The organism is Pseudomonas sp. CH61, assembly GCF_059429415.1.
This window is the reverse complement of the sequence record NZ_CM182098.1, coordinates 1,356,039-1,369,597: the sequence shown is the minus strand read 5'-3', so window position 1 is coordinate 1,369,597 and position 13,559 is coordinate 1,356,039. Positions and strand designations below refer to the sequence as shown.

The following is a 13,559-nucleotide window of genomic DNA, read 5'->3' as shown; positions in this document are numbered from 1 at the left end:
TTCAAAGGGTCTCCAGGTCTGCCAGGAAATCATGCATCTCACTCAGGTCTTCGCTGGAGTGAGGGGTCAGGTGAACCGCCAGTTGCTCGGCGTACTCGCGCAGCGATGCGGTGCGGAACAGCAGGTCCAGCGGCACTGCCGCCCCTTGCTCCAGTTGCAGTCGCGCCGTGGCCTGAGTCGCCAACAGTGAATGTCCACCCAGTTCAAAGAAGTTGTCGTCGCGCCCTACCCGTTCGAGCTTGAGCACGTCTTGCCAGATATCCGCGACGCTCTGTTCCAGCGCACCGTCCGGCGCCACGTAGGTGCGCAGCAGTTGATTGGCGTCCGGCAGCGGCAAGGCCTTGCGGTCGAGCTTGCCGTTGGGGGTCAGCGGGAAATGCTCCAGCAGCATCCAGTGCGCAGGAATCATGTAATCGGGCAGCAAAGGTGCCAGTGCCGATTTCAGCGTGTCGCGCAGGACTGCGGGGTCGGCATCCTGCGGATTCGCCGCAATCAGGTAGGCCACCAGTTGCAAGCCACCCGGCCCTTCCTGCGCCACCACGGCTGCTTCGCGAATCGACGCCTGAGCCAACAGGCAGGCTTCGATTTCGCCCAGCTCGATGCGGAAACCGCGGATCTTCACCTGATGGTCGACACGCCCGAGGTACTCGATCACCCCGTCAGCGCGATACCGCGCCAGGTCACCGGTGCGATACAACCGCGCACCGTTGCCGAACGGATCGGGCAGGAAGCGCTCGGCGGTCAGCGCCGGCCGGTCGTGATAACCCCGCGCGAGGCCATCGCCACCGATCAGCAATTCACCGATCACACCGGCCGGGTTCGGCGCAAAGTGTTCGCCGAGGATATGTAGCGTGGTATTGGCAATCGGCCCGCCGAGGTACGGCTGGCGCTGCTCGGCCGTCAGTTGATACGCCGCCGACCAGATCGTCGTTTCCGTCGGCCCGTAAAGGTTCCAGACTTGCCCGGCGACAGCGAGCAGACGCGCGGCCAGATCCTCGGCCAGCGCTTCACCGCCACACAGGCATTTGCGCCCCGCGAGCCGCGCAGCCTGCGGATGATCGAGCAACATGCGCCAGGTCGACGGTGTCGCTTGGACGACGCTGACCTGCTGTTGCTCGATGATCTGCAGCAGCGCCTGCGGGTCGTGCGCACTCTGCTTGTCCACCAGCACCACGCAGGCTCCGCTGAACAGCGCGCCGTACAGTTCAAGCCCGAAAATATCGAACGAGAACGTGGTCAGCGACAGCACCCGGTCAGTCGCCACCAGCCCCGGCTCACGGGCCATGCTCGCGACGAAATTGACCAGTGCCTCATGACGCACCATCACGCCTTTCGGCTTGCCGGTGGAGCCCGAGGTGTAGATCGCATAGCTGAGGTTGTCACCGTCGACCGGCACCTGCGGATTGGCCGCCTGTGCAGCGCTGATCGGCTCTTCGAGGGAACCCGGCACCAGCGTCTGCACACCGGCCGGAATCGGCAGCACTTGTAGCAACGAGGCTTGAGTCAGCAACAACTGCAAGCCGCTGTCTTCGATCATGTGCGCCAGACGATCGCTCGGGTATTGCGGATCCAGCGGCACGTAAGCGCCACCGGCCTTGAGGATCGCCAGCAAGCCGACAATCATCGCCACGCCACGCTCCAGCGCGATGCCGACCAGACGATCCGGGCCAACCCCTTGGGCAATCAGGCGATGGGCCAGACGGTTGGCCTGCGCATTGAGCTCGGCGTAGGTCAGGCGCTGTTCAGCAAACACCAGCGCAATCGCGTCAGGTGTCTGATCCGCGCGCGTTTCGATCAAGCGGTGGATGCAACGCGCTTCAGGCCAGGCCGCTGCGGTGGCATTCCACGCCAACAATTGCTGATCGGTTTCGGCGGCGTCGAGCAGGTTCAAGTCACCGAGCGCACGCTCGCTGCCGTCAATCATCTGCAGCAACAACCGTTGCAGGTGCAAGCCCATCTGCTCGACTGAAGCCGGGGCAAACTGTGCGCACTGGTAGCTGAATTGCACCGCCAGTTCGGCACCGAGGCTGACCGACAGGGTCAGCGGATAGTTGGTTTGCTCGAGGTTGTCCACGGCACCGAAACGCAGGCCTTGCGGCGAGCTTTGTTCCAGCGCTTGGGAAATCGGGTAGTTCTCGAACACCAGAATGTTGTCGAACAGCGCCTCACCGCCCAGCCCGGCCCAGCGCTGAATGTCGAACAACGCGGTGTGTTCGAACTCGCGCAACGCCAGGTTTTGCGCCTGTACACAGTGCAACCAGTCACCGAGGCGCTGCTCCGGACGCGGGCTGGCTATAACCGGCAAGGTGTTGATGAACAGCCCGATCTGCTGCTCGACGCCGAGCAGATCCGCCGGACGCCCCGACACCGTCGCGCCGAACGCCACGCAGGATTTGCCGCTGTAGCGCTGCAACAGCAGCAGCCACGCCGCTTGTACCAGCGTGTTGACCGTGACTTTCGCATCGCGGGCGAAATCGCTCAGGCGCAGGGTCTGTGTCGCGTCCAGTTGTACCCGATGTTGCGCATAAGCCTCAGGCTCGACGCCTTGCGTCGGTGCCGCAAACACCTGCGCCAGGCGCACCGGCTCATCCAGTTCACGCAATTGATCGAGCCAGAAGGCTTCTGCGGCAGCGGCATCCTGTCGCTGCAACCAGGCAATGTAATCGCGATAACGCCCGTTCGGCCGCGCCACCGCTTCAGCGCTGTAATGCTGCAACACTTCGCCGAGCAACTGCGCACTGCTCCAGCCATCCATCAGGATGTGGTGGTTGGTGTAGATCAGGTGATGACGGTTGGCCGCGGTGCGCACCAAGACCAGACGCATCAGCGGTGCAGCACTCAGATCCAGACCTTGCGCGCGCTCCGCATCGGCGAGGTTTTGCAGCGCAGCGTCCAGATTCGCCTGAGCGCTCCAGTCGAGCACGCGGAATGGCACCTCCAGATGGCGCTGCACAACTTGAACGGGTTGATCCAGATCGCCCTGCCAGAAGAACCCGGTGCGCAGAATGTCATGGGCATCGACCACCGCTTGCCACGCGGCGCGGAAACGCTGCGGATCAATGCCGTCGACGTCCAGACGCATCTGGTTGATGTAGTCGCCACCGCCCTGTTCAAGCAAGGTGTGGAACAGCATGCCCTGCTGCATCGGCGACAGCGGGTAGATGTCGTCGACGGACTGCGGCTGTTGCACCAGCACGTCCAGCTGCGACTGGGTCAGCGTCGCCAGTGGGAAGTCCGACGGCGTCACGCCACGGTTGGCGCTGTCGCAACAATGCGTGATCAGCGCGGTGAGTTCTTGCAGGTAATCGTCGGCCAGACGCTGAATCGTCGCCGGGTTGAACATCTCGCTGCTGAAGGTCCAGCTCAGGTCCAACTCGCCGCCAAACACTTTGCCGTCCAGCGCCAACGGGCTGCCCAACGGGCCGGCCATGTTGACTTCTTCGCCGCCGGATTCGCTGGTTGGCACGAACAAGGCGTCGTCGCCAGCATCGAAGCTGCCGTCGAACTGGCCGAGGTAGTTGAAGGTCAGACGCGGTTTCGGCAGGGCTTGCAACGCTTGCTGTGCAGCGGCGTCGCCAAGGTGCGCGAGCGCTCCAAAACCGATGCCTTTGTCGGGAATCGCGCGCAACTGTTCCTTGATCTGTTTCAGCGAAGCGCCGAGATCAGCGACCGGCACCAAGCGTGCCGGGAACACACTGGTGAACCAGCCAACGGTGCGGGTCAGGTCGACGTTGTCGAACAAGTCTTCGCGACCATGGCCTTCCAGTTGCACCAGCACACTGTTGTCGCCGGTCCAACGCACCATCACTCGCGCCAGTGCGGTCAGCAGCAGGTCGTTGACTTGCGTGCGGTAGGCCGCCGGGGCTTCCTGCAACAGCTGCCGGGTCAGGGTTTTGTTCAGTTGCGTGCGGATCGATTGCGCCTGATTGTGTTGCTGAGCACCTTGCGGGTTATCGCACGGCAATGCAGTCGAGGCACCTTGCAGCTGTTGCTGCCAGAAACCCAGTTCGGCCTGCAACGGCGCGCTCGCGACGTAGCCCTGCAGTGCCTCGGCCCAGGCTTTGACCGCACTGGTCTTGGCCGGCAGTTGCACGGCTGCGCCGGACAGAATCTGCCGATAAGCGCTTTGCAGGTCTTCGAACAGAATCCGCCACGACACGCCATCCACCACCAAGTGGTGAACCACCAGCAGCAGTCGTTGAGTACCGTCGGCGAGGTTCGCCAGCACCGCGCGGATCAGCGAACCGTCACTCAGTTGCAGGCTGCGCTGCGCCTGATTGCCCAGCGCCTCAAGCGCCGCGAGATCGGCGACCTCGACTTGCCACAGAACGGTTTCGCCCGCTTGCGTCGCGACATCGCGATACTGCGCCGACCAGCCGTGCGCCTGCTCGGCAAAGTCCAGACGCAGGCTGTCGTGATGCGCCACCAGCGCATCCAGCGCTTGCTCCAGCACCTGCGCGTCGAGCGCCTGGGACGGTTTGAGCATCACCGACTGATTCCAGTGGTGACGATCAGGAATCGGCTGCGCGAAGAACCACTGATGAATCGGCAGCAATGCCGTTGCGCCGGTCACCGGTTGTTGATCGATCAGTTGCAGCGGCTCGCCGCTTTGCACCACGGCGGCCAGTGCCTGAATGGTCTGGTGCTGGAACAAGTCTTTCGGGGTAAAGCGCAAACCGGCCTGACGGGCCCGGCTGACCACTTGAATCGAGATGATCGAATCGCCGCCCAGCTCGAAGAAATTGTCGCTGAGGCCGACGCGCTCGAGCTTGAGCACGTCCTGCCAGATCGTTGCCAGTTGCTGCTCCAGCGCGCTTTGCGGCGCGACATAGACTTGCTGCAATTGGCTGACATCCGGTTTGGGCAGATTCTTGCGATCGAGTTTGCCGTTCGGCGTCAGTGGCATGCGCTCCAGGCGCAACACGTACGCCGGGACCATGTGCGCTGGCAACGTGGCTTTGAGTTGCTCACGCAATTGCTCGGCGAAATCCTCGCGCGGCGAATCGCTGACCACGTACGCGACCAAGCGTTTGCTGCCGGCGCTTTCCTGCGCCACGACCACCGCTTCGCGCACGCCATCCAGCGCCTGCAGACTGGCTTCGATCTCGCCGAGTTCGATGCGGAAACCACGGATTTTCACCTGATTGTCGATACGTTCCAGGTAGTCGAACGTGCCATCGACACGCTGGCGCACCAGGTCGCCGGTACGATAGAGCACGCCACCGCGGCGGCTGAACGGGTCAGCGACAAAACGTTCGGCGGTCATCGCCGGACGATTGAGATACCCCCGCGCCACACCGCTGCCGCCCAGATACAACTCACCGGCCATGCCTTGCGGCAACAGGTTGAGATCGGCATCCAGCACATAGGCGCTGCGATCACCGATGCGGCTGCCGATCGGCGCATACGCGGCGCCGCACGGCTCGTCGCGACCAGCCTTCCAGATCAGCGGCGTGACCACGGTTTCGGTCGGGCCGTAGCCGTTGATGATGTACTCGGGATTCAGCGCACGTTTGACCCGCTCGAAACTGGCATTCGGCACCGCATCACCGCCGAAGCAGTAGATGCGCACCTTGGGTGGATTACCGACGCGTTCGGCATGTTCGGCCAGTTGTTGCAGGTACACCGGCGGGAACGCGACCACGGTCACGCCGTGTTCGATCATCGCGTTGTAGGTCTGCTCAGGTGTCCACAGGCTGTCGTCGCGAATCAGCAGCGAGCCGCCGTGGGTCAGGCTGGTCAACCAGCGCTCGTGGGCACCGTCGAAGGCGAACGACATGAAGTGGAATTCGCAATCGCTGTCGCGCATTTCATAGCGCTCACCAATCGCCAGACAGTGCATGGCCAGCGGCCCGTGGCTGACGCTGACGCCTTTCGGGTTGCCGGTGGAACCCGAGGTGTAAATCACGTACGCCAGGTTGTGCGGATCCAGTGCAACGATCGGTGCCTGCGTCGAATGCGCGCTGAGGTCGAGGTGATCGAGTTCCAGCACGGTCAGTGCGTCCGCGATCGGCAATTGCGCGGTCACCCGCGAATCGGTCAGCAACAGCGCCAGACCGGAATCCTCCATCAGGTACGCCAGACGCTCGCGCGGGTAACTGGTGTCCAGCGGCACGTAGGCGCCACCGGCCTTGAGCACCGCCAGCAACGCGACGATCAGGCCCTCGCTGCGTGGCAGCGCAACACCGACACGCACTTCGGCGCCAACGCCGCGGGCTACCAGTTCATGGGCGAGACGGTTGGCGCGGGCGTCGATGTCGCCGTAGCTGAAATGTTGGCCGTCGAAAATTACCGCGGTGCGATCCGGCTGTTGCGCCGCCAGGCGCGCGTAACGCTGATGCACGGCAAGGTCGACCGGGTACGCCTGCGGTTGATTTTCGAGGATCTGCCGGGCGTGTTCCTCAGCCGTTGCCAAGGCGATTTCACCGAGGCGGCGTTCGGCAGATTCGGCGAATTGCTCCAGCAGATGCAGCAGTTGCGCGCTCAGGCGCTCGACAGTCGCGACACTGAAATGCGCCTGATCAAAACTCATGTGCAGCGCCAGGGTTTCGCCCAGCGTTACGCCAAGAGTCAGTGGGTAGTGCGTCTGATCCTGGTTGGCCACTTCACCGAACACCACGCCTTGCGCGGTGCCGTGTTGCAGCGCCTCGGAAATCGGGAAGTTTTCGAACACCAGCAGCGTGTCGAACAGCGACTCGCCGCCCTGCCCGGCCCAGCGCTGAATGTTGGCCAGCGGCGTGTGTTCGAACTCGCGCAGGCTGAGGTTCTGCGCCTGCACCGCGGCCAGCCATGCGGCAACGCTTTGATCGGGACGCGAACCGGCGATCACCGGCAGCGTGTTGATGAACAAGCCGACTTGCTGCTCGATGCCGACCAGTTCCGCCGGACGCCCGGCGACGGTGGTGCCGAACGCCACGCAAGCACTGCCGGTGTAACGCTGCAACAGCAGCAGCCACGCCGCTTGCACCAAGGTGTTGGCGGTGACTTTCTGCTGCCGGACAAACTCGTTCAGGCGTTGCGTACGCGCTGCGTCGAGCGAGTAATGCTTGAGCGCATGCCCGCGCTCGACACGCACCTCACCGCCGCCCGCCGCAGCTTGCGCCAGCACGGTTGGCTCATGGAAGTCGGCCAGTTGCCCCAGCCAGAACGCTTCGCTGACAGCGCCGTCCTGACGTTGCAGCCACTGGATGTAATCGGAGTAGCGGCTCAGCGGACGCGGCGGTTGCTGGCCGGCATAACGCTGCAGCACTTCGCCGAGCATCTGCGCGCTGCTCCAGCCATCCATGAGGATGTGGTGGTTGGTGAAGATCAGGTGATGACGCTGATCGGTGACTTGAATCAGCGTCACCCGCAGCAGTCCGGCCTCGGTCAGATCGAAGCCCTGAGCGAGATCGGCAGCCGTGAAATCCTCGAGCGCCTGAGCAATGTCGGCGCGCTCACGCCAGTCGAGCAGCGTGTACGGCAATTCGAGGCGGCGATGGATGATCTGCAGTTGTTCCTGCAATTCTCCCTGCCAGATGAAACCGCTGCGCAGGATGTCGTGGGCATCCATGGTCGCCTGCCACGCGGCGCGGAAACGCTCGGGATCGAGGCCGTCGACATCGACACAGAGCTGGTTGATGTAAGTGCCGGTGCCCTGCTCGTACAAGGTATGAAACAGCATGCCCTGCTGCATCGGCGACAAGGGATAAATGTCTTCGATGCCAGCGGCCGGCACCGCGATCGCATCCAGTTGCGCCTGAGCGATGTGCGCCAGCGGGAAGTCCGACGGCGTAATGCCCATGGTTTCCGGCAGGCAGCAATGGCTGATCAGCGCTTGCAGTTCAGCGGCGTATTCGTCAGCCAGACGGGCGATGGTTGCCTCGTTGAACTGCTCACGGCTGAAGGTCCAGCGCAAGTCGAGTTCACCGTCGTAAACCTGGCCTTCGACGCCCAGCCAGTTGTCCAGCGGCGCATCGAGACTTTGCTCCAGCCCGGCGCGCTCACCGGCCGGGCTGAACAGTGCGCCGTCCTCGGCATCGAAACTGCCGTCGAACTGGCCGAGGTAGTTGAAAGTGATACGGGGCAACGGCAGCGCCTTGAGCGTGGCTTGCGCCGCATCGTCACCGAGGTAACGCAGCACGCCAAAACCGAGGCCCTTGTTGGGGATCGCGCGCAGTTGTTCCTTGATCTGCTTGATTGTTCCCGGCAACGAATCGGCCGGGGTCAGGCGTACCGGGAACAGGCTGGTGAACCAGCCGACGGTGCGGCTCAGGTCGACGTCGTCGAACAGGTCTTCGCGACCGTGGCCTTCCAGTTGAATCAACGTGTCGGCGTGCCCGCTCCAGCGGCAGATGACCCGCGCCAGCGCGGTCAGCAACAGGTCGTTGACCTGGGTGCGATACGCCGCCGGCGCCTGTTGCAGCAGTTGCTGGGTGAAGGTTTTGTCGAGGCGGCTGTGCAGCACCTGAGCGTGGCGAGTTTGCCGACTGCCCTGCGGGTTGTCGCAGGGCAGATCCAGTGCTGCGCCGGCGAGTTGTTGCTGCCAGAAATTCAGTTCGGCCTGCACCGCGTCAGTCGCCGCATAGGCTTGCAGATGCTCGCCCCAGGCTTTGTACGAACTGGTTTTGGCCGGCAGTTTGATGCTCGTGCCTTGCAGTGCTTGCTGATAAGCCTGTTGCAAATCTTCGAGCAGAATCCGCCACGAAACACCGTCCACTGCCAAGTGGTGTACAGCCAGCAACAGGCGCTGACTGCCATCGGCGACGGTCGCCAGTACGGCGCGCAGCAGCGGGCCGTTTTGCAGATTCAGGCTTTGCTGGGCCTTGGCGTAAAGCGCTTGCAAAGCATCAGCGTCGAGACGGTCAGCCGTCCACAACAGCTCAGGCTCCGCCGCAACCGGCGCGATGTCTGCACGCCAACCTTCGGCGCTGTCGATGAAACGCGAACGCAGCGCATCGTGCTGCACCAGTAAGGCATTCAGTGCCTGCAACAGTGCTTCGGCATTGAGGGTCTGATGACTGCGCAGCAGCACCGCCTGGTTCCAGTGGTGACGCTGGGGAATGTCGTCGGCGAAGAACGTTTGCTGGATCGGCAGCAACGGCATTTCACCGCTGACCGGACTTTGATCGATGCTCACGCCGGCGTTGCCTTGCTGGGCGACGCTGGCCAGACCTTGCACGGTCTGGTGCTGGAACAGGTCACGCGGGCTGAAATGAATCCCGGCCTGACGCGAACGGCTGACCACTTGAATGGAGATGATCGAGTCACCGCCCAGCTCGAAGAAGTTGTCGGTCAGGCCGACCTGTTCGAGCTTGAGCACGTCCTGCCAGATGGCTGCGATTTTCTGTTCCAGCTCACTGCGCGGGGCGACAAACGCTTGCTGCATCTGGCTGGCGTCCGGCGCCGGCAAGGCCTTGCGATCGAGTTTGCCGTTGGGGCTCAGCGGCAATGCGCCGAGGAACAGCAACTGCGTCGGCACCATGTAGTCCGGCAGGCTGTCCTTGAGCTGCGCCTTGATCGCTTCGCGCGCGGCGCCTTGGGCTTCAGTTGAAGCCGCAATCACGGCGGTGTCTTTCGGCACCACGTACGCCACCAGTTGCAGGCTGCTGCCGCCCTGCACTGCCAGCACCACCGCTTCTTTGACGGCATCGAGTTCTAGCAGACGGGCTTCGACTTCGCCCAGCTCGATACGGAAGCCACGGATTTTTACTTGATGGTCAACGCGACCGACGTATTCGATCTGGCCTCGGGCGTTGAAACGCGCCAGGTCGCCGGTGCGGTAAAGACGTGCACCCGTGGCGGAAAACGGATCGGGAATAAATCGCTCAGCGGTCAAGTCCGCACGCTGGAAGTAACCCCGCGCCAGTAATTCACCGCCAATCAGCAACTCGCCGACCACGCCAATCGGCGTCGGTTGACCGTCAGCATCCAGCAGATAGGCATGCCGCCCCGGCAACGGCTGACCAATCGGCAGGGTCAGCGGCAGCGGCTGACGAGCGCACACGTAATCGCTGCAATCAAGGGTGGTCGCAGTAACGGTGGCTTCGGTCGGGCCGTAGGTATTGAGCAACTTGACGTGTTCCAGCCCGGCGAGACGCCAGGCTTGCACACCTTCCGGCGGCATCGCCTCACCACCGCTGTGCACCTGGCGCAGCGCGGCGTAATCACGCGGGCCGGCAGCGGCGAACTCTTTGGCGATCATGTTCCAGTAGGCGGTGGTCAAGTCCATGACCGTGATGCCCTGCTCGACGATATTTCGGTACAGGGTTTCGCTGTCCCAGACTTCATTGCCGCGCAGCACCACCGAGGCGCCGCAGGTCAGCGGGCCGAACAGTTGTTCGCCGAAGGCATCGAAGTTGAACGTGGCAAATTGCAGCGCGCAATCGGCAGCGCTCAAGCCGTAGTAATGCTGCGAGGCGAAGGCGTGTTTGCTCAGCGCCCCGTGACTGATGCCGACGCCTTTAGGGCGGCCGGTGGAGCCGGAAGTGAACATCACATAAGCGAGGTTATCCGCCCACACCGCGCGTTGCGGATTGCTTTCGTCGGTGAACGCCCATGCCTCAGCTTGATCGAGGCACAGGCTGCGCACGTTCTGCGGCACCGGCAGGCGTTCGAGCAAATGGCTTTGCGTCAGCAGCAAACGACTGCCGCTGTCCTCGATCATGCACAGCAAGCGATCGCGCGGGTATTGCGGATCCAGCGGCACATACGCGCCGCCAGCCTTGAGCACGGCGAGAATGGCGACGATCAGCTCCAGCCCGCGATCAAGCGCAACGCCGACCAGCACTTCCGGGCCGACGCCCTGCGCCAGCAACGTACGGGCCAGACGGTTGGCGCGGGCGTTGAGCTGTGCACAAGTCAGTTGCTGAGCGTCGAAAATCAGCGCGATGGCATCCGGCGTCTGCGCGGCTTGCGCTTCGAATAGCTCATGCACCGGGCGCTCGCTCGGCCAGACCGTGTCGTGACGGCCCCAGTCCTGAGTCAGTTGCTTCAGCTCCTGCGCTTGCAGCAAACCGATCTCGCCAACCCGCTGCTGCGGATCGCTGGCGATGCTGTGCAGCAGATGTGTCCAGTGCCGCGCCATGCGCTCGATAGTTGCGCCATCGAACAGGTCGCTGGCGTAGGTGAACGCGGCGTGCAGTTGACCGCCCTTTTCATAGGTGTCCAGGCTCAGGTCGAACTGGGTGCTGCGGCTTTCCCATTCGATCACGCCAAGTTCCAGACCGCTGCCGACCTTGAGGGTGGTGACGTCAGCGACTTCCGGCTGATGGTTGTACATCACCTGGAACAGCGGGTTGTAACTCAGGCTGCGCTCCAGTTTCAGCGCCTCGACCAGCCGTTCGAACGGCAGATCCTGATGCGCCTGGGCACCGAGCGCGGTTTCCTTGAGCGCACTGAGCAGATCAGCGAATGCGGTCTGACCGTCGAGCTGTACGCGCAGCACCTGAGTGTTGACGAAGAAGCCGATCAGACCTTCGATCTCGCGGCGGTTACGGTTGGCGATCGGCACACCGACGCGCAGATCGTTCTGCCCGGTGTAACGGTGCAGCAGAATGTTGAAAGTGCCGAGCAACAGCATGAACAGCGTGACGCCGTGCTGGCGCGCCACGCCGCGCAATTGCTCGACCAGTGCCGCGTCCACCACATGCTCATGGCGGCGCCCGCGATTGCTCGGCAATACCGGGCGCGGCCGGTCGAGCGGCAGCTCCAGCACCGGGTGCTCATCGCCCATTTGCGCCAGCCAGTAATCGAGCTGCCGCTGTTGCTCGCCAGCCTCCAGCCAACGCCGCTGCCACAGTGCGTAATCGCTGTACTGCACCGGCATTGGCGGCAACTCGGCCACTTGCCCCTGATCATGGGCATCGTAGAAACGGCAGAATTCGTCGATCAACACGTTCATCGACCAGCCATCGGAAACGATGTGGTGCAGGGTCAGCAGCAACACATGTTCCTGCTCGGCCAGATGCAGCAGACGCACACGCAGCAGTGGGCCGTTGGCCAGATCGAACGGCAGCAGCGATTGCTCTTCGGCCGCCGCGGCCACGCGCAGTTCGCGCTCGGCGGCCGGCAAGGCGCTGAGGTCGATGCGCTGGATATCCAGTGGTTGTTGCAGCGGCACCTGCAGCAGGCTGTCGTCGGGCTGCTGCTGGAACACCGTGCGCAGGGTTTCGTGGCGTTCGATCAGGCTGGCGAAAGCCTGCTCCAGCGCTGACTGGTTCAGCCGCCCGCTCAGGCGCACCGCGGCCGGCAGGTTGTACGCGCCGCTCTGCGGATCCAGATGCCAGAGAAACCACATGCGTTGCTGGGCATAAGACAGCGCCTGCCGATCCTCAGCCTCGACCCCGGCCGGAATCGGAAACCGGGAAAAATCCACCCCTTCCCTCTGCAAGGCAGCGAGGAACATCTGGCGTTTTTCCAGGGGCAACCCGATAAACCGGCGAGCGAGTTTCAGGGAGTCTTCTGCATTCATTTCTTGGCATCCGGATCAGTAGGCAGGCAGCACAAAGGCACGTCGTCCCTATAAAACGAATGCAGACCGGAAAAATTAGCGATTGAGAACAACTATCAGGCGAGAGGTAGAGCGGGGATTTTTTTGCCAGCACAAATCAAAGGTGGGAGCGAGCCTGCTCGCGAAAGCGGTATGTCAGGCAATGAAAATGTCGACGGTGACGACGCTTTCGCGAGCAGGCTCGCTCCCACAGGTTCTGCGCTGTTCAGGCCGTGGCGACCATCGCGTGGCGGCGGTGGTGAACGTCGAGCTGATCCTTGATCACCTTGAGCACTTTTGCCTCGTGCTCATGAATGAAAAAGTGCCCGCCGGCGAGCATGTCCACCGAGAAGCTGCCTGAGGTTTCCTTGCTCCAGCCAATCAATTGCTCGGTAGTGGCGCGGTCAGCCTTGCCGCCGAGCACATGCACCGGGCAATTGAGCAACGGCCGTTGCAGCGGCTCGAATTTGCCACACAGCAGGAAATCGGCACGCAGGATCGGCAGGGTCAGGCTCATCAACTCGTCATTGGCCAGCACTTCTTCACTGGTGCCATTGAGCGTGCGCAGTTGCTCGATCAGCTCGACATCGGTCTTGGCGATGGCAAATCCGCGATCGTAGTCGGCACGCTGGGTCGGCGCTGCGGTGCCGGAAGCGAACAGTGCCACTGGCTCCGCGCAACCCAGCGCACGCAGCGCATGGGCAATTTCACACGCCAGCAAGGCTCCCAGGCTATGGCCGAACAACGCATAAGGCGTCTTCAGTGTGGGTTGCAACTCCTTGGCCAATTGCATCGCCAAGGCGCGCATGTCGGTCTGCAGTGGCTCGTCAAATCGCGCCCCACGCCCTGGCAATTCAACCGGTTTGAGTTGCAGCCACTGCGGCAACTTCGGCCGCCAGCGGCTATAGACCATCGCACTGGCACCTGAATAAGGCAGGCACAGCAGAGTCAGCTGGGTCACCACACGTCCCTCAAAAGAATTCGTCTGTAGAGAGAAACGGATCGCCGCCCACACAAATTAGTCGCCGCGCGCTAAATCCCCTCTACAGGCCCTCGTTAACTGTTCAGACCAAAACCAATAACGAGGATT

2 protein-coding genes are annotated in these 13,559 nt (G+C 62.7%); both read right to left on the bottom strand.

Going from position 1 to position 13,559, the window contains the following annotated elements; translation table 11 throughout:
* Nucleotide 1: 1 nt before the first annotated feature.
* Nucleotides 2–12,451 (bottom strand): non-ribosomal peptide synthase/polyketide synthase, encoded by a 12,450-nt coding sequence (locus tag AC5SEM_RS06170; protein WP_495472389.1) that lies wholly within the window; start codon nucleotides 12,449–12,451, stop codon nucleotides 2–4.
* A gap of 244 nt (nucleotides 12,452–12,695) precedes the next feature.
* Nucleotides 12,696–13,433, bottom strand: coding sequence for a thioesterase II family protein (locus tag AC5SEM_RS06165; RefSeq protein ID WP_116032097.1), 738 nt, complete (start codon nucleotides 13,431–13,433; stop codon nucleotides 12,696–12,698).
* Nucleotides 13,434–13,559 lie beyond the last annotated feature (126 nt).

Bases quoted from the DNA above. Each gene is read 5' to 3' on its own strand.
- AC5SEM_RS06170 (WP_495472389.1), bottom strand. From the start codon at position 12,451: ATGAATGCAGAAGACTCCCTGAAACTCGCTCGCCGGTTTATCGGGTTG.